Raw genomic sequence first — 20,171 nt, forward strand, 5'->3', positions numbered from 1 at the left:
TTCGGGCCGGCGCCCATTACCCATTTTATCGGATCACATCTCATATTGTACGATTTCTAGCGATCGAGGCGTCGCCGGATGAAGACGCCTCGATCGGAGCGGTCTTTAGGGCAGGCCAAATCTCAGGGCGGGCTCGGAGATCAGGCCCGACGGCAAGGGTTTCAGCGCGCTCATGTTCTGCGGTTGGAAGCGGTCGCCGTAGACCCGCCGCAGGGCCGTATAGTCAGTCGGCGGACGGCCAGCCAAGCTGTTGATCGCGGTATTGTAGACGCGGATCTCCAGGCGATTTCGTCCAGCCCTCAGCCATGGCTTCACGTCCAGCCAGAATGGCGCGCACCAGATCGCGCCGGCCCGCTGGCCGTTGACAAAAACTTCGGCCGCGTCACGGACCGGCGCGTCGTATTGGGCGTAGTAGCCCGGCCCTTCGCGCTCGGTCGCGGCGCCGGGACCGCCCTGCCCCAGGTCGAGCATGATCACCGGCGCGGTCAGGTCCGTCGCCATCAGCTCGACCTCCCGAGTGTAAGTTCCGCGGCCGGAGAAGTGCTGAAGCGACGGCGCGTCGGTCCAGGACCCGAAGGCCCGCACCGGAAGCTCCCGCGCGTTGGCGCCGACCCGCAAACGCCATCCGCCCGACAGGGGAAAGCCACGCGCGCCGGCGGGAAAACTCTCGCTCGACGCGGGAAGGTCTCGACCAAAGACGAAGACCCGCGACTCGAACGGCGCCAGACGGATCTCGTCGCCCGGTCGGAAGTCGTCGATCGTTCCGGTGACCGGGCTCCAGGCCTGACCAAGCTTGGACGCCGCGCCGAAGGCCAACGGCGCGGCGATCGAGGCGTTGGTGGTATTGGCGACGAAATAAAGATCGCCGTCCGCGAGGCGGCGATGGACATAGCCCACGCCCTTGGGCGCCTGGCCAAGATCGGGCGGCAGGAAGCGGTTGAGCACGCCGATCAGTCCCGCCTCGTCGGTGATGGCGGCCCGCTTGGCGCCGAATACCGCCTTGGACAGAGCGTTGACGCGTCGGCTCCGGGCCTCGGCGTCCTTCAGGCCCGGCGCCGTGGACGGCGGCGCGCCAACGGCGATGACGACACCGCCGGCCTCGGCGAAGGCTCGGATCCGCTCGTAAACTTCGGGCGCGATCCGCTGGATGCGCGGCAGCAGCAGGACGTTGTGGCGGATCCCCCGCCGCAGGACGGCGTCACCGTCGATCAGGTCGAAGTTGTAGCCGCCGTCGATCAGCCCTTCGACAATGCCGACCGGAAGCGTTTCGCGCAGGGCGTCGTTGATCGAGACGCCCTTGCCCGGCTTGAAACCGGACATGATGTCCTCGGTGGGCGCGTAGATCGCGACATCGGCGACATTCTCGCCCTGGCGCAGCAGGTGGCTGAGGCGCTGGAGGTAGAGATTCACATCCGCCATCACCGGCCACCACGGATTGTGGTCGTTGAACACCGCGGCGGCATAGAGCGCCCAGCCAGGCTCGGCGACCTTTGGCGGCGAATAGGGCCAGCCATGAACAACGAACTGGTTGACGCCTTGCAGCATCAGCACGTCGGCCTCGGCCTTGATGTCCAGCGGCGTCGCTCGAAAGGCGCCCTTGTGCAGCCAGGTGAAGCTCTCGGCCGAGGTCACCGGCTGGCCGTAAAGGTGGTTGGCCGAGCTGGCCCAACGGGTCGAGCTCGCCTTACGCCACTCCGCGCCCTCCCCCTCCGCCAGATCGACCAGGCGGTTGGCGGACAGGGTCACGGCCGGCGTCCCGTAGGTCTGCGACCGGAAGAGGGTTTGGCGCGACTTGGCCCACGCGCTCACCTGGGTCAGGTAGCGCTCGCTGATCAGCTCCGAAAGGGTTAGCCCCCAGTCATGGCGGACACCGGCCGAGCGGCCGGTGTCGTGGAACAGATCCAGCAGATAGGGCGTCAGGTCGTAGCCTCGGCGAGCCTCGAACTCGGGCAACAGATCGTCCGTCCAGTTGGCCCCATAGACCTCCAGGCTGTCGCTGAAGACGGCGTAAGGACGGTCATCGCCAAACGCCGCCATCAGCGGTTCGCCTACCGCCTCGAGATGCTTGCGGACGGCGCGGGCGTTCAGGTGGTCAAGCACGAAGCCCTCGGCGCCGACCGACGCTCGCTTGACTTGCTGGCGGGTCCGCGTTTGCAGAACGAGATAGAGGGTCCGCGCCGTCTCGGCCTTGACGAACAAGGCCCGCGAGCCGTCGATCGTGGCGGCCCGGGCGTCGTCGGGCGAGGTTCCCACGAAAGCGGCCACATAGCGCTGGCCCGTTTCAAGCGCCGGCAGATCCAAGGCCTCGACACCGCCGGGCGCGGGCAGGTCCAGCTTGACGATGCGGGCGGCGGCCAGTTCGGCGTCGATGTGGGGCCCGCCGAAGGGCCAGCCGGACCCGAGCGTGATGTCCGCGCGCAAGCCCTCCGCCCTGCCCGTCCGCGCCGCGACAGTGACCATGTCGAGGAAGTCTTTCGACAGATAGGGCTTGTTCCGCACGCCCAGCTTGGGATCGTCCAGCGACAGCGGATAGACCGGCTGGATTTCGAAGCCGCCGAAGCCGCCGGCCTTCATCGCCTTGATCTCACGGACGATCTCTTCGGCCTCGACGGCGCCGCCAAACCACCACCAGCGGGCCATGGGTCGGCTTTCGGGTGGCGGCCGGACGAAGCTATCCGCCAATCGCGATAGACCAGCCCGGTCAGCCGCGCGCGCGGACACGGCGGCGACCAGGCCCAGCGCGCTGGCGCCGAGCAGAAATCCCCGACGTGAGGCTCCGTTTGCCGGCATGGTGTCTTAAACTCCAAGGCCCAGCCTCCTTCGAGGCCAGGCCTGTCTTCGAACTTAGAACTGGGCGATCAAGCCGAAGTAATAGCGGCGACCGAGGTAATAGGTGTCGTAGATGTAGGGCGTACCCCCGCCGATGTTGCGGTACTTCTCCGGCGTGTAGCGAGACACGCTGTCGTCGAGCAGGTTCTTGCCCTCGGCGAACAGCTGGAGCCGCGAGGTCAGCTTGTAGGACGCTCGCGCATCCAGCGACTTGTTCCCCGTCTTGAAGATCGGCGAGACCATCTTGTAGTACGACGTCGCCGCGCCGCCGAGGGCCGTCGGCACGCGGTTGATGCTGGCCGAAGCGTCGGTGCGATCATAGTAGAAGTCGCGGCGTTGATAGGCCACGCGCGCGTTCAGACGCCCGTCGTCGTACCAGAAGTTCAGGTTGTAGGTGTAGTTGGACTGCTTGGTCGGCGGCAGGGCCTTGCCCGTGAACAGGTCGACGACCGTATTGGTCTCGTTCGACCTATTGCGCGCGTAGTTGAAACCCGCGCCGGTATATTTCAAGCGCCACGGCAGGAAGGTGAACGCCGTGCGGCCCGCCACTTCGAAACCCTTCTGCTTCAACCCGCTCGGGCCGTCCATGTAGGTGTCGACCGTGTAGGTCTCGCCCTGGATCTCGTAGCCGTTGATCGTGGTGGTGTCGGGATAGCCCGACTTCACGTCGATCGCGAAGAAGCCGACGCTCAGCTGGGTGTCGCGGTTCGGATACCACTCCGCCGACAGGTTCTGGGTCGTCGCGGCGTAGCCCTTCAACTGCGGATTGCCGATGCGGCCAGAGCAGTTGTTGGCCGCGTCGCCGCGGATCGTCGCGCCGGCGTCCTCATCGTCGACGTTCGGGTCGTTGAACTGATTGGGATATTGCGCGATCAGCTTCTCGATGGCCGCCCGGGTCGTGGCGTCGATCTTGCTGCAGGTCGCCGCCGAGTTGCCCGTCAGCTGCAACATGCTGGGCCGCGCGCGCTGCTTGGCGATCGAGTAGCGGACCACGAACTGATCCTCGATCGGCCACAGCGCCAGATTGAAGCTGGGCAGGAAGTCGTTCGACTTGCGGCTGATGCTGGTCTGCTGGCGCGAAACGAAGGTGCTGTTGATCACCTTGTTCGGATCGACGGTCTGGCCGGCGTTAAGGGCCGCCAGGATCGCCGGATCGATGGTGAGGTTGTTGATGACGATCGACGGCTGTCCATTGACCTCGACCTGCTGATAACGCACGCCGAAGTTGCCCGTGACGGGCATCCAGCCCAGGCGCGTCTCGAAGTCGACCATGGCATAGGCCGAGGTCGTCTTCTCGTTGGTCGAATAGGACGGTCGCTTGTACGTCTTACCGTCGGAGGCGAGGCAGCTGTAAAGGCAGCTGGGATTGTGGCGGCTAAGATCGGCGTACTGACCCAGCTCGTTGAAGAAGGTCTGGAAGTTGAAGGCCGACCAGCTGTCGAGCAGGTTGCCCCGGCCCGGCATCCCGCCGAAGAACTGACCGCCAGGAATGTCTTGCAGGCTGTTGTTGATTAGCGACTGATACTGAGCCTGTGTCAGGGTGTAGGTGCGGTACTGCTGGTCCTTGACGGTCGTGCTGGGCCGGTTGGCCGTTCCAAACACGCAAGGCGCGCTGGCGGGGGCCGCCGAAGGGACGCAGTACTGCAGCAGGTCCAGGCTGCGCGCGCGATACAGGGTCACGCCAGGCGCGATGTCGAAGCTGTCTTCCCGCCAGGTGTTGTTGTCGTGATCGCGGCGTTGCAGACCGAACTTGAAGGTCTTCAGCGGACCGAAATGGTCGAAATCGCGCGTGACGTCGATCTGGTAGTTCAGTTCAGAACTCTTGTCGGCCTGCGGTGTATATTCGAGTTGCGAAGTGGCGCTCAGTCCATTGGCGCCCAGGACCGGATAGTAGGCGGCGGCGCTCGTCAGATCGACCGATGACGGCGCGAACATCGTCCACAGGCCGTTTTCGGGAACCATCTGGAAGGTCGCCTGCGGGATCGAGGCGACGAAACTGAACGCCTCATCCTCGCGCTTGCTCTTGGCCAAGGCGTACTGGGCGCGGGCCTTGACGGTCCAGGCCCCCTTGTTGAAGTCCGCGCCGGCCTGCAAGTAATGCTGCTGGTCTCGCCTTTCGATATAGCGATCCTGCGAGGTCCAGTTCAGGGTCGTCGAGCCGTTTCCCCGGATCAGATCGTACTGCGTGACATAGTGGTTCGCATTGACCGTCACGTTCCGCATGCTGGTCGTCAGGACGCCCGCGGCGCTGGTCGAGCCGGTCGGGCTGGCGACGCTTAGGTTGAAGGCGTCGGAATTCTGACGATTGATGTTGGGGTTGTACGACGCGAAGACCGTCAGGTCGTTGTTGACGCGAAAGTCGGCGCGAAACTGAGCCGAGTAGCGTTTGTCCTCGCGGACCCCGCGGCTGAAACGCACCAGCGAGGGGACGAAATCCTCCCACTGCGCGAAGCAGTTCAGACGGGAATCCGGCTGTCCGGCCGCTGGCGCCCCAAGGGCGGCGCAGCCGGCCTTGGTGGTCACCGCCGCCGCGCGAGGGTCGTAAGGCGTCGAGAAACTCTTGTTCGGCGAGTTGTCCTGGTCGCCGAGCGGCAGATAGCCGGCCTGCTTGTCCGAAACGCGCGCGGTGTCGGTCACCGTGCGCGCATCGTCGTAGGTGAAGTTGATCAGGATCCCGAGGCGATCGTCGAAGAATTTGCGGGTGGCGAACCCGTTGATGCGCGGCGTCCACTTACTCTCCAGGGAATTGTTCTGGTACTGGACGTTTAGCTTGGCCGTGGGCTTGGAGAAATCCAGGCCGCCGCGCTGCTCGATGCGCACGGTCCCGCCGACGCCGCCCGGCGTCATGTCGGCGGTCTGGCCCTTGATCACGTCGACGCTCTTGATCAGGTCCGAAGACATGTCGCCCAGGCTCGTCACCGAGCGGCCGTCCTGGCTGCTGGTCGACAGCATCGACATGCCATCGACCTCGACCCGCACCAGGTCCGCGCCCTGGCCCCGGATGGTGAAGCCGCCCTGCTGGCCGTCGTCGGCGACATCCAGCGCGACGCCGGCGATACGGGCGACGGCTTCGCCGACGTTCTTGTCCGGGAAGTTGCCGACGTCATCGGCGACGATCGAGTCCTGGTTGGTGGCCGCGCGCTTCTTGCGCTGGATCGCCGACTGCTCGGCCTTGCGCGCCCCCACGACGACGACCTCCTCGACTTGCTCGCCGGCGACCGGCGAGGCGGTCGTGGGCGCGACGCTCTGGGCGCGGCCCACGCTCGCGGCCCCGGCGGCCAGCGCTAGGATCGAGGCGCCAACCATCAGCTTCACGGCGACGGCGTCCGCGGTAATTGAGAGTTTCATCTGTTCCCTGCCCCCGGCCTCGCGGCCTTTTGTTTTCGTGTCTCGACAGGCGCGCCGCGTTTTCACGGTCACGCCCATGGATCTTCCCGGCCGCCCCACCCCCGTGGGAAAGCCCCCCTTTCGCGTCCAGTCGATGTCGTCCTGGTCTTCGCCGCTCAGGCGCCAGCCGCCCTATGGATTGGCGGGCGCCCAGCGCTCATAGGCGTCCAGCGCCTTCTGAGGGCCGGCCGAGTACCAGGAATAGCCGTTGCGGCGCCCCTTGGAGATCTCGTTGACGTCGTCATGGATCGTCTTGCCCCAGTCGCCGAAGATCGGCTGGCCGGTGCGAATGTCGTAATTGCGCGACCAGATCGGACCCGCGCCGGGCTTATCGATCAGCTTGCGCCCCTCTTCGTCGCTCACCTTGGTGAAGGCCTTGTCGTAGATCGCATGGGCCTTGAGCCACGCCACGCCGGCATGGATCGCGCCTTTGACTTCTGGCGTTGGCTTGGGCTGGCGCATAAGGAACAGCAGGATGTCGGTGCTTTCGCCGCTGGCCAAAGACCGCATCTCGTAGTCGCGGGCCGAGCTGGGCTTCAGCGTCAGCGGGTCGACCTGCTGCGGCCACAAGGTCTTCTTGCCGTCGACCACGACCTGGGAATCCAGGATCGGCCGAATGGCGCGAGCGGACGCCTCGCCGGCGGCCTTGCGCAAGCTCGGCGACGCGAAGGCGAATTCGGGCCGAGCCTCGGCGACGTCCTCCAGGATCATCGCGGCCTCGGCCACGGCGTTATCGTTGAACGTCACGGCGTCGTGGAACCCGCCTTCGATCGGATAGATCTGCGGCCAGCCGCCGTTCGGGTACTGGGCCGCCAGCAGGTATTTGACACCCCTGATGATGCTGGCGCGATAAGCGTCGCCGTCCTTGCCGGGAAGCTGCTGCTGGACCTTCGCCAGGAAGCGCATCTCGGTCGTGGTGGCGTCGTTGTCGAGCGTGCCGACAAAGGTCCAAAAGCGGTCCTTGGGAGCATCGAAACTGTCGTCCAACGCCATGTGCTCGGCGTTGTTGGCGTAGCGCTGGCCCTTCAGGCGCGGCGGCTTGGTGCGGTCCTGATTCTTGCTCCAGCCGCCGGCTGGCGTCTGAAAGCTGAGGATCGTGTCGGCGATCGCGCGGGCCTCCGGGCCGGCGTACCACGCAGGGTCCCTGTCGAGCGGCATGTGGCCGCTGCCCGCCTCCGGCGGCGGAGGCGGCTGTTGGCCGGGCGCGAGCTCGGCGGCCAATGTCGCCTTGTCCGTCGCCATCTGGGCTTGCGAACGCTTGATGTAGGCGGCCCAGGCGGCGCGCTGCGCGGGCGGCAGCTCCGAGAGACGCTCCACGGTGAGCGATTGCGCGGGCTGGTTCTTGCCGATCACGGCGGCGTGGACGACGGTCGACTGGGCAAACGCCGTCAGGGCGGCGACGCAAACGCCGCCGACCAGTCCCGAGCGACCAAGGATCATCCTTACGGTCGTGCCGATCCGTCCGTTGTTCCGCATCACTTCCTCACCTGACCGTTTTTCTTGGGACACCGCCGATGCGCTGACCGGGCTCACCGCGATCGCCGCGACGCCGGGGCGCGCTTCACAGCACGTAAATCCCATATTTTGGTATAGTTAGTCACATCATGGAAATACCTTGCTCGACGGAAGTCAACCACCGATGGAACAAATTTCATCCATGCGGATCGGCTGCCCCTCCTCACCCAGCGTTTCCATGAATTCAGCGCTGAGCGGGGCGAGCCACCCGACGGGCGCGCGCGGTGTTTTTCCAGGTCGAAGGCGACCCCGCGCGGGGCTTAGTCGCGCATCGACGTCCAGCGGATCCAGGCCACGGAAGAGGGTCTGGCTGCCGCCGACGGCCTTGGGCGCCGCGTTTCGTCATCCGCCACCGACTCCGGTCCCCTTGACGCCGGTTTCATTTTATAGCACAACTTCTCATATTGTGGAACAGAAGACGAATAGACCGACGAACGCTGACTGAGCGCGCCGCCCCCCGCTGACCGATGGCGTGTCACGGGTTGTGTTGGGGAGGGAGGCGCGGGCCAAATCGCGTGGAGTCTTCCCGAGGGATAGCTTCCCGACAAAGCGCCGCTCCGCACCGCCGACCATCGTTTTTCCGCCTCGCCGAACCGGCGCAACAAAGACAAACAAGGGAAGAGACCATGACGCCCAATCCGCTGCTCGGCGTGCTGTTCCACTGGTTGGGCGGCCTAGCCTCGGCGAGCTTTTACGTGCCCTATCGCGGCGTGCGCCGCTGGTCTTGGGAGGTCTTCTGGCTGACGGGAGGGATCTTCTCGTGGCTGCTGGCCCCATGGTTCTTCGCCGCCGTCCAGACCCGAGACCTGCTCGGCGTGATGAGCCAAACCCCAGGAACCATCGCCGGCCTTTGCATCCTTTTCGGCGTCCTCTGGGGTTTCGGCGGCCTGACCTACGGCCTGACCATGCGTTATCTGGGCCTGTCGCTCGGCATGGCGGTGGTGCTCGGCCTCTGCACGGTGTTCGGCACCCTGATCCCGCCGATCGTCCAGGGCGACTTCGCCGAGAAGCTGCTGAACAACGCCTCGGGCAGAATCATTCTGTTGGGCCTGGCCATCACCCTGGCGGGCATAGTCGTTGTGGCGCTGGCGGGGGCGCGCAAGGACGCCGCGCTCTCCGAAGACGCCAAGAAGGCCGTCATCGCCGAGTTCGATTTCAAGAAGGGGGTCGCCGTGGCCATTTTCTCGGGGATCATGTCCGCCTGCTTCGCCTTTGGCCTGGCCGCGGGCGAGCCGATCAAGGCGATCTCCGCCGCCGCCGGCACCGGTCCCCTGTGGACCGGTCTGCCCGTGTTATGCTTGGTGATGTTTGGCGGCCTTCTGACCAATGGGCTATGGTGCGGCTACCTGATCGCGCGCAACAAGAGCGCCGGCCAATGGCTGGGCGAGAGCGTGGAGGCCGACGCGTCGAAGCCGCCGCTCCTGGTCAACTATCTGCTCTGCGCCCTCGCTGGCGTCGCCTGGTACTTCCAATTCTTCTTCTACACCATGGGCGAAAGCCAGATGGGCAAGTTCGGCTTTTCCAGCTGGACCCTGCACATGGCCAGCATCATCATCTTCGGCACCGTTTGGGGCTTCGCCCTACGCGAATGGAAGGACGCTCGACCAGCCGTGAAGGCCACGGTCTGGAGCGGCGTCGCCCTCCTCATCGTCGCCACCATCGTCATCGGCTACGGCAACAAGATCGGCGCCGCCTAGGCCATGCATCGCGTCGGCTCTACCAAGCATACCTTTCGGGAAATGAGCCTCAGACTACAATCATATCGCTATGTCTTTGATTAAATGGCGAAACCATGTTCCCGCCGACTGCTTTCACGCAGAAAGGCCAAGCTGGTTACAGCCGTTACAGCCGCCAGCGACGCGGCAAGCTCAACCGAGCGCCCGCGAACCATTTGAAATCATTAGGAGAAAATGGCGCGCTGAAGCGGTAGGTACTGAGAACTATGCGTACCACATGGCTCTCTAGCTGAATGCACGATCATGACGAACTAACGCCATAGGATTTCTTGTCCGCACCCGCCAAGCTACGCCTCGCCCAGGCCGCGATGGGCAAGCCCGAAACCAAGGTCGCCGAGCTGTGCGCCGAACTCGGTATCACCCGCCAGACGCTCTACCGACACGTCACGCCCAAAGGTGAGATCAGGCCCGATGGCGAAAAGCTGCTGGCAAGGAAACGATGATCCGCTGTCATCGATGTTCCACGCAGCCGTTCGACACCATCCAATCCGGCGAAAGCTTGAGGCTCCATCCCGCTCCGGCATAGTCGTTGCCACGCGCGCTACCGGGACCGGCGATCGATGCCGACTTCCAGTCCTGCGCGATCAGTACGCCTTGCTCGACCGTCAGTGTGCCCCAGGCGTCGCGGATGGTGGCTGTCGGATAGACGGTGCCTGATGGTGGCAGCGTGAAGACGTTCTGCGGATTAAACTCGATCCGCATGTCGATCAGCGGCAGCCGTATGACCGGCCCATCTATCAGCACGGTTCTCCAGTGCGCGGCCTGGCGCGTATGGGCCTCTGCCTTCGCCGTTTCTTCCGATCGGATGCCGGCAAAGCCGTAACGATCGCGGATCGCCTCTACCGGCAGCAAGGCTCCGTGACCAATGGCATGATGCAGCAATGTCCCCAGATCGCTATCTGGTCGCAAGCCGTTCCGCCATCCTGGAGACAGCCGGTCGAGCAACAGACCATAGGCGGGGCCGGACGCATAGGCGAAGCTACGCACATATCCGTCGCGCCGGTCGTAATCGGTTAGCGTGCCGATCGTCGAAGCCACGGCATCCTTGCCGGCGCCGAGGCGCTTGCCAGTATATTCGGCGATCCCTTCGTTGATCTCCAGCGCGTTCTCCCGCCCGGTCGCCTCAATCGCCAGACTGCGCCGGAGCGCGCGAAACGCCAGCGCATCACCGATCGCCGCGCGTTGCGGCTCGCCATCCGTTTGCAGTGCCCGGGCCAGCGCTCGCCATTCGAGGCGCAGGAGCAGGCGCCCGTCGAGTGTGTCGAGATGATCCGGCAGAGCCGCCACGGGCGGGGGAAGGCGATCGGGCTGGATGCGGTGGAATGCCTCGTGCATCAGCAAGGTCTCGCGTCGGTCGCGATTGGAGGGCAATGGCAACAGCACCATCGTCCAGCGGGTGCCTGCCCAGTCGATCGCTGTGTTCGCCATGCTGATGTCCTGAGGCAGCGTCCCGATGAACAGCGCGCCCGAGGCTCGCAAATCATGGCCGGTAGTATCCCTGTCGGCGTAAACCGCCCGTGTTTCGGGATCGACCAGCATGATCGGCCCGCACAGGCTCCTGCCCCACAAGCGTCCGCCATCGCGATGGCACAGGATGTGATATTCCGTGATGGCTTCGCTGGCGGCCTTGGCTTGCTGTGTGGATAGAGGCTGCGCCGGCGCGGCGGTGGAAAGGAGGCATTCCGCTATCACGCCGATCGTAAGCCACAGACGACGATGATGCTTGATGGGCATTATGTGCGATCCCTGCCTTGACTGCGAGGCGGGCTTTCTGGCGGGCGAACGTATCGCCTTCATGGCCTCTTTGTATCCCGGACGGCGATCATGACATGAACGCGATACGATCCGTCGATAAGAGAAGGCATGACGAACAGCGTGGCGCGGATCATCGTAGTGGAGGACGACGACAGCGTGCGTGACGCGATCGTCGGCTATCTGTCGCGGCATGATTTCGCCGTCACGGGCGTCCCCGATGCGCGGGGCTTCGATGCGCTGACGGACGGCGCCCGCGCCGACCTGATCATTCTCGACGTGATGCTGCCGGGAGAGGACGGGCTTTCGCTTTGCCGCAGATTGCGTGATGCGGCTCCTCCCATCCTGATGCTCAGCGCACTCGGGGATACGACGGACCGTATCGTCGGGCTGGAGATCGGTGCGGCGGATTATCTGGCCAAACCCTTCGATCCGCGTGAGTTGCTCGCTCGCATCCGAGCGATTCTCCGGCGTGAAGCTGCGCCGGTCACGCAATTTCCTCAATCCTATCACTTCGATGGATGGCTGTTTGAGCCGGATAGCGCACGCCTGACCGCACCGGACGGCGCGCCCGTGTCACTTACTGCGGGCGAACTGCGGATGCTGCTCGCGTTCGTCCGGCACCCGGCACAGATTCTCGATCGCGATCGGCTACTCGATCTGACCCATGGCGCGGATGACGGTCCCTTCGACCGGGCGATCGATCTAGCGGTCAGCCGGCTGCGACGGCGATTGTCCGACGCGGGCGGGACAAGCCTGATCGAAACCGTGCGGGGGCTTGGCTATCGGTTTCGGGCCGCAGTTACCCGTCGATGAGGTGGTCGCCCTCCATTCTGGTCCAGGTGGCGACGCTGGCGCTGACCACGCTGGTGCTTGGGTTCGCCCTGAGCCTGAGCATCGTGTTGCTGACGCCCACCCCTGCGCCGGTGCGGATGACGGTTCGCGATGCGGCAAGGATATTGGGAGGCGAGCGGAACGGCGCCTTTGGTCTGACGATCCGGTCGGCGCCGCCCGCATTGCCCCGAGTGGTGGAGGTCGAGGCTTCGCTGGCGCGGATGTTGCGCGTCCGTCCCGATCAGGTTCGCGCGCGCTGGCTCGACAGCGATGGCGCGGGAAAGGGAAAGGCGACAGGGCAAAGCGTCATTTTGGTCGGTGATAGGACCTTACTCGTCGACAGCGGCGCCGGCAGTTTTCGGATGCGATTTGGCGCGGATGTACGGATCGGCCCCGACGTGGAAATGCCCGCGTTCGAAGCAGCCGTTCGGCAGGACGATGGCCGTTGGCGCACTGTCACGCCGACCGATCGGCAACTTGGGGCGTGGCGACTGCGGCTGTTCGTGGCGTTCGGCTTGGCCCTGATGCTCTCCGCAGTCCCGGTTTGGATCGCAGCGCGTCGGCTGTCGATCCCGGTGCGCAATCTGGCGGAAAGTGCAGCGCTGAGCGACCTGGTCAGCCAACCGCCGTTTCAAGATGATGGCCCGGCCGAGATCAGAGCTGTCGCCACAGCGATGAACGCCATGCACCAGCGCCTTGCCGATCAGGCGGAGGAACGCTTCCAGGCGTTCGCCGCAATCGCGCACGACCTTCGCACGCCGCTGACCGGGCTACGAATCCGTGCAGAACTGGTCCCGCCGGGCGAACGCGAACGCATAATCCAAGACCTCGACCGGATGGCGGCGATGATCGGCGACGTGCTCGGCTTTTCGCTGATCGATCGGCATCGATTGCGTCCCCAGCACACCGATCTTGTCGCCTTTCTCACCGCAATCCGGGATGATCGGCGTTCGCTGGACCAGGATGTCGATCTGGCCGGCCAATTCGATGATGGCTGGGCCATGGTAGACAGACCCCTTCTTCACCGCGCGCTCGACAATCTCATCGACAATGCCGTGCGCTACGCGGGAAATGCCATCCTGTCGGTGGAGGATCGCGACACGCAGGTGTGCATCCATGTCGATGATTCCGGACCCGGCATCCCTCTGAACAACGTCGGTGGCATCGTCGCACCGTTCAGGAGGCTCGAACCATCGCGAAGCCGCGCGACAGGTGGGGTAGGCCTCGGCTTGGCGATCGTGGATCGTATCGCCGTCGCGCATGGCGGCAGGCTGATATTGGACAATCGGCAACCGCATGGCCTCCGCGCAACACTCCGTCTCCCGTCACGCTCCCTCGCTTAGCGTACGTTCAAAAAGACATTCTGCGAGCGTCTCCCGCAGGGCATCGGGAACACGTCGCCGGTAATAGAGGCGACCGGCCCTTCGGACGAAATGCGTTCGAACTTTGTGTAGACGGTCTGCGTAGCAGTCGCGCGCGTGCTTTCCTGAGTGTTCGCAAACACTTAGGGTCTGATCGTCGGTGCGATTGTGTAGCAGGTTTGTGTAGCAATCGTCCGAAGACGGTCTTCCAGACGGTGAAACCGCAGGGTTTTCAACGATGTTTGGAAGAATGGCGCGCCCGGAACGATTCGAACGTCCGACCCTCAGATTCGTAGTCTGATGCTCTATCCAGCTGAGCTACGGGCGCGCACTGCCTTGCGGCGAGGCGGGGGAGATAGCCGGTTCATTCCGGGGACGCAAGCCCGGTTTTCCGGAAAATTCGAAAAGTTTCGCGCATCGGCGTTCGGCGGACGGTGGGACCTTGCCGCGCCGGGGATCATCGGGGCGATTGGCGACGCTCAAAGAGGATCTGGGCGTGACAGGGCCGCGGGTTTGGTGTCCATGAACCCCTTCCGGGTCGGCGGGCAGGCCGTCCCTCGCGCTGGTCAAGAGGATCCGAATGCGTCGTATCTTGTCGCCCTCCCTGCTCGCCCTGGCCGCCTGCGTCCAGTTGGCGGTCGCGCCGGTCGCGGCCCAGGCGGAATCGATTCCGCTGGCCATGCCCAAGCCCAGGCCGGCGGCCCACTCGCCGATCGCCAAGGGCATGGTGGCCGCCGCCAATCCGCTGGCCGTGCAGGCGGGCCTGCGGGTGCTGCGCGAGGGCGGAAGCGCGGTCGACGCGGCCGTGGCGATCCAGGCCGTGCTGGGCCTGGTGGAGCCGCAAAGCTCGGGCCTGGGCGGCGGCGCGTTCATGGTCTTCTACGACGCCAAGACCGGCAAGGTGACGGCCTATGACGGCCGCGAGACCGCGCCGGCCGCCGCGGGCCCGGACATGTTCCTGGGCCCTGACGGCAAGCCCCTGCCCTTCATCACCGGCCTGATGTCCGGCCGCTCGACCGGCGTGCCCGGCGCGGTGGCGATGCTGGCCCAGGCCCAGAAGGAACACGGCAAGCTCGCCTGGAAGAGCCTGTTCAAGGACGCCCAGACGCTAGCCGCCGACGGCTTCGTGGTCAGCCCGCGCCTGGCCGGCATGATCAACAGCGCCCGCGCGCCGCAGGCCAGCGCGCCCGACGCGGTGAAGTACTTCACCAAGCCGGACGGCAATCGCTACCAGGCCGGCGACGTGCTGAAGAACCCGGCCTATGCCGAGACGGTGCGGCGTCTGGCCGCCGAGGGCCCCTCGGCGCTCTACGAAGGTCCGATCGCCCAGGCGATCGTCGATCGGGTGCATCAGGGCGACCTGCCCGGTAGCATGACCCTGACGGACCTCAAGGCCTACAAGCCGCGCTCGGCCGACGCCCTGTGCCGGCCCTGGAAGGTCTATGCCGTCTGCGTGCCCAATCCGCAGTCGAGCGGCGTCGCCCTCCTGCAGGCCCTGGCCATGCTGGAACACACCGACATCGCCAAGCGCGGCCCGACCGATCCGGTGGCGTGGACCCTGCTGGCCCAGGCCGAGCGGGTCATGTACGCCGACCGCGACCGCTATGTCGGCGATCCGTCGTTCGTCACCGTGCCGGTGCAGGGCCTGCTGGATCCGAAATACGTCGCCGAACGGGCTAAGCTGATCACGACGACGGCCGGCGATCCGCCGCCGTTCGGCCACCCGGCCGGCGCGCCCAAGGTCGGCGTCGACGCCACCAAGGAGCCCGGCGGCACCACCCACTTCGTCGTCGTGGACACGAAGGGCAATGTGGTCTCCATGACCACCACGGTCGAGAGCATCTTTGGCAACGGCCGGATGGTGAACGGCTTCTTCCTGAACAACCAGATGACCGACTTCTCGTTCTCGCCGACCGAGAAGGACGGCGCGCCGGCGGCCAACGCCGTGGCGGGCGGCAAGCGGCCGCGCTCGTCGATGTCCCCGGTCATCATGTTGGACAAGAAGACGGGCAAGTTCGTCGCCGCCCTGGGCTCGCCCGGCGGCAACGCCATCCTCTCCTACAATCTGAAGGCCATGGTCGGCGTGTTCGACTGGGGCCTGAACATGCAGCAGGCGGTGTCGTTGCCGAACCTGGTGGCGCGCGGCGACGCCTATTCGGGCGACGCCGACCTGTTCGGCCCGGCGATGCTGTCGGCGCTGAACGCGCGCGGCGTGGGGGTGAAGACCGGCCAGATCGAGGGCTCGGGCCTGCAAGGCGTCATCGTGCGCAAGGGCGGCGTTCTGGAAGGCGGCGCCGATCCGCGCCGCGAGGGCGTCGCCAAGGGCCTTTAAAGCCGGTCAGACGCGGGCCTGGTGCTCTTCCAGGCCCGTCTCGACCTCGGCGCGGGAGAACACCTCCTCCTGGCCGTCCAGCAGCAGGTCAGACGCCGCGGCGTCCTCGACCGCGATCATCGCCGCCACGCGCCGCAGGGCGGTCGGCGCGTCGGGCGCCTCGACCGTCACCTGATGCACCGGCGCGCCGTCGGGCGAGGCGCCGATCATCACCGCGATGGTCCAGGTGGTCGCCATGCGGGACATTCTCCTAATTCGCCGATGCGTCGGCGCGATCATCGCTCTCCGGCGAGGGCTCTGGGACGCCGGCTAGAGTCAGGTCGAACACCGAGCCGCCCGGACCGGTTTCCACGAGCGTCAAATCCCCGCCGTGGCCCTGGGCCAGCTCGCGGGCGATGGCCAGGCCAAGGCCCGTCCCGCCGCGCCGCGCCGAGCCGACGAAGGGCTGGAACAGGTTGGTCCGCGCCCGCTCGGGCACGCCCGGACCGTCATCGGACAGGCGCAGGACGCTCAGGCCCTCGACGCGACGCAGCTCGACGAACACCTTGCCCTTGCCGCCGCGATCCGGCGCGCCCTCGATCGCCTCGCGGGCGTTGCGCAGCAAGTTCGTCAGAATGCGGTGCAGTTGGTCCGGATCGGCCAGGATCTGTTCGCGCGGGCCGATCACCGTCTGCAGCACCACCCCCTGGGCGGTCAGGCCGGCGTCCTCGGCGGCCATGTCCAGCGCGGGACGCAGCGGGATGACGCGGGTCACCGGCTCGGGCTCCTTGGACTTGCCATAGGCCATGACGTCCGAGGCGAGGGTGATGGCGCGGTCGAGGGCCCGCTCGAGACGCGGCAGGGCCTGGGCGACCTTGGGATCGCCGAGCGCGGCCAGGCGGTCCGACGCCATCTGGGCGCTGGTCAGCATGTTGCGCAGGTCGTGATTGATCTTCGCCACCGCCTCGCCCAGGGCCGCCAGGCGGGCCTTGGACGACAGGGCGGCCAGCAGGTCGGCCTGCATCCGGTCGAGCTCGGCCTCGGCCCGACCGATCTCGTCGCGGCGCTTGGAGACGGCGATGCGGGCTGCGGGATCGTCGGGGTCGCCCCGGAACGCCTCCATGGCCCGGGTGATCCGCTGCATCGGCCGCACCAGGAAGATGTTCAGGAACGCATAGACGAACAGCCCCGCCAGGCTGGCGACGAACACCGTCACGCCGGTCAGCTTCCAGAAATAGCTGATCAGCTGCGCCTTCAGCGGCGCGTCGGGCAGAACGACCTCGACGAATTCAGCCTTGCGGAAGCGCGGCTCGGCCATCACGCGGACCATGCTGCCGGGCGGGCTGGTCAGGGTGAAGAAAGGGGCGGCCAGCCACGAGCCGGGGTTCTGGCGGCGCAGATCAACCAGATAGGGGGTCTTGAACGGCTGCTTGGGCGGCAGGACCAGGCGTCGGGCGCCCTCGGCCTGGACGGCCACGGTGACGGCCCCGGCCTGGTCGAACATCTGGTTGGCGACCGCGTCGCTGACCCGCAGGTTGGGATCGGATTCGGCGATGGTCGAGGCCAGTTCGCCCGAGCGCACGCGGTCCAGCAGCCAGCTTTCCTCGTAGGCCGCCAGGGTCGGCGGCAGGACCAGCAGACCGCCGAAGGTGACGACGATGGCGGTGAACAGCAGAAGGCGCGCCGACAGGCCGCCCGGCCACGGAAACCGCTTCCGCGTCAGGGCGATCTCATTCTCCGACGGCGAAACCGGATCGGCCATCAGTCGCGGCTACTTCTCGTCCAAGGGCGTCGCTCCGCGCCCTTTGCGCCAATGGCGCCACAAAGGCGGCAGAAAGGCTAGAACGCCCATGCCGATGATCGGAAGATAGATCCGCGGCGACAAGAGGGTTCCCAACGTCACCGGGCCGCCCTGGGCGAAGATGTGGCCCAGCCCCGCGCCGATGCCGGCATAGACGAACGAGCTGGGGATCATGCCCAGCACCGAGGCCAGCAGAAAGGTGCGGGCCGGAACGCTGGCGATCGCGGCCGCGATATTGACGATCAGCAGGGGAAAGGCCGGGATAAGGCGCAGGGTCAGAAGGTAGTGGAACGCGTCCTTGCGCAGCCCCTCGGCCACGCGCGCGATGAAGGCGTCGGGCGCCTTGCGCAGCATGTCGCCAAAGGCCGTGCGAAACACCAGGAAGGTGACGGTCGAGCCTCCCGAGGCGCCGGCGACCGCCGCCAGGCCGCCGCCCAGCGGGCCGAACAGGAAGCCGCCGGTCAGGGACAGCACCAGGGCGCCCGGCAGCGAGATCGCCACCGAACCGACATAGACGGCCAGATAGATTTCCGCGCACAGCACCGGGTGCTCGCGAGCATAGGCCTGCAGCTGGGCGCCCCGCGCCCGCAGCTCCTCCAGGGACAGGTGCTCGGGCAGGCCGCTGGCGAAGGCGATCACGAACAGAACGACGATGACCGCCAGCGGCCCGAAACGACGAAGCAGCGTCAGGGCGCGCGCGGACGTCATGGCGCCCCGACCGCGTCCTCGACGGCGGCGAAGCCATCGGCTCGAAGACGGGCGGCCAGATCGCGCTTGATGCGCTTGACCAGGCCCGGACCGCCATAGACCAGGGCCGAATAGAGCTGCACCGCCCGCGCCCCGGCGCGGATCTTGGCGTAGGCGCCCGCGCCGTCGGCGATCCCGCCCGCGCCGATCAGCGCCACCCGTCCGGCGGCGGCGGCGTGGAAGCGCTTGAGCACCATCGTCGAAGGCGCCAAGAGCGGCGCTCCGGACAGGCCGCCGCCTTCGCTGGCCAGGGCGGACCTCAGGGAGTCCGGCCGGGCGATGGTGGTGTTGCTGACGATGATGGCGTCCAGGCCCGCGCCGACGACGGTCTCGACGATCGCCTCGACCTCGCCGTCCTCGAGATCGGGGGCGACCTTCAGGAAGATCGGATAGTCGCGCCCGGACGAGGCCTTCAGCGTCGCCCGCGCCTCGGCCAGGCGACCCAGAAGCTCCTCCAGCGCCGCCTTGGTCTGAAGAGCGCGCAGGCCGGGCGTATTGGGCGAGGAGATGTTGGCGGTGAAATAGTCCGACAGGCCCCAGAGGCGGGTCAGGCCGGCGACATAGTCCTGGATGCGGTCGTCGGCGTCCTTATTGGCCCCGATATTGGCGCCGACCACGCCGCCCCGGCCCTGGCGGACCGACAGGCGCCGCGCGAACGGCTCGAGGCCGCCGTTGTTGAAGCCCATGCGGTTGATCACCGCCTGGTCCTCGGTCAGGCGGAACAGGCGCGGACGCGGATTGCCGGCCTGGGCGAGCGGCGTGACCGTGCCCGCCTCCACGAAGCCGAAGCCGGCGGCCAGCATGGCGTCGGGAACCTCGGCGTTCTTGTCGAAGCCGGCGGCCAGGCCCACGCAGTTGGGAAGGTCGAGGCCCGCCAGCTTCACGGCCAGGATCGGATCGTCCGGACCGCTGTCGCGCGGCCCCAGACCCCATTTCAGCCCCCGGATGGCCCAGCCGTGCGCCTCCTCGGGATCGAGCACATGCAGAGCGCGGGCGGCGAGGTCGTGCGCGCTCATGCGAGATGGTCGCCCAGCCGCGGGACGCCGTCGGCGTCGAGCGACAGCGCGGCCTCGCTCAGCACCTCGGAGATCAGCAAAGGCCGGTAGAGATGCGGGAACAGCGCCCCGCCGCGCGAGGCCTCCCACTTCAGCGCCTCGCCCAGGCCCTCCGCCTCGATCCCCAGCAGGACGAGATCGGCCTGGTCCTTGAAATATCGGGCCGCGGTCTCCTGCGCCTGGTCGGCCGCCGAGAGGTGGATGAAGCCGTCCTGGTGATCGACGGCCGAGCCCTCGAACCGGCCGGCCGCCTTGGCCGCCTCCCATTCCGCGCGGGAGAGGATCTTGTAGATCAGGGTCATTCGCCGCCGGCTCCGCCATTCTCGTGCGCGTAGAAAAGCCGTTCGAGGACCGGCTTGCCGCCCGTCCAGCCGAACACCACGGCGGTCGAAGTCGGGAAGCGGCCGCGCAGCTTGCTGGTGTGGATCGGCGGTGCGCCGGCCTGGGCGGCCAGGCGCAGCGCCAGTTCATGCATTCCGGGATTGTGGCCGACCACCATCACCGTGCCGGCCGTCTCGGCGTGGTCCTCGACCGCCCGGACGATGTCCTCGGGATCGGCGTGATAGAGGTCGCGCAGGTGCTCGACCCGAACCGGGGACGGGAAGTGGGTGACGACGCGCTCGGCCGTCTCGCGGGTGCGCCGCGCCGAGGAGACCAGCATCAGGTCGGGCGTGAAGCCGGCTTCGGCCAGCACCCCGCCCATGACCAGGGCGTCGGCCTGGCCGGTCTCGGCCAGGGCGCGCTCGAAATCTCCGCCGCTCTGGGCGTGCCGCTCGGCCTTGCCGTGGCGCATCAGGATCAGTCGCTCCATGGCGTCCTCCATAGCCGGACGCCGCTCTATCA

The 20,171-nt window shown here is 66.5% G+C and carries 15 protein-coding genes and 1 tRNA gene; 5 read left to right on the forward strand and 11 right to left on the reverse strand.

Annotated features, from left to right (window positions below; all coding sequences use genetic code 11):
- Positions 1 to 105 precede the first annotated feature (105 nt).
- From FCU40_RS01035 to pelA, 3 genes are all read right to left on the reverse strand, one after another.
- Positions 106 to 2,790, reverse strand: coding sequence for a glycosyl hydrolase (locus tag FCU40_RS01035; protein WP_275052034.1), 2,685 nt, complete (start codon positions 2,788 to 2,790; stop codon positions 106 to 108).
- 54 nt (positions 2,791 to 2,844) lie between these two features.
- Positions 2,845 to 6,177: a TonB-dependent receptor gene (locus FCU40_RS01040; protein WP_241693524.1), complete on the reverse strand. Its 3,333-nt coding sequence runs from the start codon at positions 6,175 to 6,177 to the stop codon at positions 2,845 to 2,847.
- Between the two features lie 171 nt (positions 6,178 to 6,348).
- Positions 6,349 to 7,692, reverse strand: coding sequence for a pectate lyase (gene pelA, locus FCU40_RS01045; protein WP_168072331.1), 1,344 nt, complete (start codon positions 7,690 to 7,692; stop codon positions 6,349 to 6,351).
- A gap of 665 nt (positions 7,693 to 8,357) precedes the next feature.
- Here pelA and rhaT point away from each other — a divergent pair.
- On the forward strand, positions 8,358 to 9,428 hold the full coding sequence (gene rhaT, locus FCU40_RS01050) for an L-rhamnose/proton symporter RhaT (protein ID WP_168072332.1): 1,071 nt from the start codon (positions 8,358 to 8,360) through the stop codon (positions 9,426 to 9,428).
- A 308-nt stretch (positions 9,429 to 9,736) separates the two neighbouring features.
- The gene (locus FCU40_RS01055) at positions 9,737 to 9,910 is read left to right on the forward strand and encodes a Hin recombinase (protein WP_241693525.1); all 174 of its coding nucleotides are present in this window, start codon (positions 9,737 to 9,739) and stop codon (positions 9,908 to 9,910) included.
- A 7-nt stretch (positions 9,911 to 9,917) separates the two neighbouring features.
- Here FCU40_RS01055 and FCU40_RS01060 read toward each other — a convergent pair whose 3' ends face one another.
- Complete coding sequence (locus tag FCU40_RS01060) at positions 9,918 to 11,201, reverse strand: hypothetical protein (RefSeq protein ID WP_168072333.1); 1,284 nt, start codon at positions 11,199 to 11,201, stop codon at positions 9,918 to 9,920.
- A 129-nt stretch (positions 11,202 to 11,330) separates the two neighbouring features.
- On the opposite strand from FCU40_RS01060, the gene FCU40_RS01065 reads away from it, so the two are divergent.
- Positions 11,331 to 12,035, forward strand: a complete 705-nt coding sequence (locus FCU40_RS01065) for a response regulator (RefSeq protein WP_168072334.1) — start codon at positions 11,331 to 11,333, stop codon at positions 12,033 to 12,035.
- Positions 12,032 to 13,396, forward strand: coding sequence for a HAMP domain-containing sensor histidine kinase (locus tag FCU40_RS01070; protein WP_168072335.1), 1,365 nt, complete (start codon positions 12,032 to 12,034; stop codon positions 13,394 to 13,396). The genes FCU40_RS01065 and FCU40_RS01070 overlap by 4 nt, the downstream gene beginning before the upstream one ends.
- A gap of 269 nt (positions 13,397 to 13,665) precedes the next feature.
- Here the strand turns inward: FCU40_RS01070 and FCU40_RS01075 are convergent.
- A tRNA-Arg gene (locus FCU40_RS01075) sits at positions 13,666 to 13,742 on the reverse strand.
- 252 nt (positions 13,743 to 13,994) lie between these two features.
- On the opposite strand from FCU40_RS01075, the gene ggt reads away from it, so the two are divergent.
- Positions 13,995 to 15,746, forward strand: a complete 1,752-nt coding sequence (gene ggt / locus FCU40_RS01080) for a gamma-glutamyltransferase (RefSeq protein ID WP_168072336.1) — start codon at positions 13,995 to 13,997, stop codon at positions 15,744 to 15,746.
- Positions 15,747 to 15,752: 6 nt separating this feature from the next.
- Here ggt and FCU40_RS01085 read toward each other — a convergent pair whose 3' ends face one another.
- Genes FCU40_RS01085 through FCU40_RS01110 form a run of 6 tightly spaced genes read right to left on the reverse strand, consistent with a single transcriptional unit; the run spans position 15,753 to position 20,139 of the window.
- Entirely contained in the window at positions 15,753 to 15,983 is a 231-nt protein-coding gene (locus FCU40_RS01085; protein ID WP_168072337.1) for a hypothetical protein, read from the reverse strand.
- Between the two features lie 13 nt (positions 15,984 to 15,996).
- Entirely contained in the window at positions 15,997 to 17,487 is a 1,491-nt protein-coding gene (locus tag FCU40_RS01090) for a HAMP domain-containing sensor histidine kinase (RefSeq protein ID WP_168072339.1), read from the reverse strand.
- 9 nt (positions 17,488 to 17,496) lie between these two features.
- Entirely contained in the window at positions 17,497 to 18,234 is a 738-nt protein-coding gene (locus FCU40_RS01095) for a VTT domain-containing protein (RefSeq protein WP_168072340.1), read from the reverse strand.
- Entirely contained in the window at positions 18,231 to 19,289 is a 1,059-nt protein-coding gene (locus tag FCU40_RS01100; protein ID WP_168072342.1) for a quinone-dependent dihydroorotate dehydrogenase, read from the reverse strand. The genes FCU40_RS01095 and FCU40_RS01100 overlap by 4 nt, the downstream gene beginning before the upstream one ends.
- The gene (locus FCU40_RS01105) at positions 19,286 to 19,630 is read right to left on the reverse strand and encodes a DUF952 domain-containing protein (RefSeq protein WP_004619307.1); all 345 of its coding nucleotides are present in this window, start codon (positions 19,628 to 19,630) and stop codon (positions 19,286 to 19,288) included. The genes FCU40_RS01100 and FCU40_RS01105 overlap by 4 nt, the downstream gene beginning before the upstream one ends.
- Complete coding sequence (locus FCU40_RS01110) at positions 19,627 to 20,139, reverse strand: histidine phosphatase family protein (protein ID WP_168072344.1); 513 nt, start codon at positions 20,137 to 20,139, stop codon at positions 19,627 to 19,629. Before FCU40_RS01110 ends, FCU40_RS01105 begins: the two co-directional genes overlap by 4 nt.
- Between the last annotated feature and the right edge of the window lie 32 nt (positions 20,140 to 20,171).

The sequence above is a fragment of the Caulobacter sp. SSI4214 genome, from assembly GCF_012184455.1.
Classification (GTDB): domain Bacteria; phylum Pseudomonadota; class Alphaproteobacteria; order Caulobacterales; family Caulobacteraceae; genus Caulobacter; species Caulobacter vibrioides_E.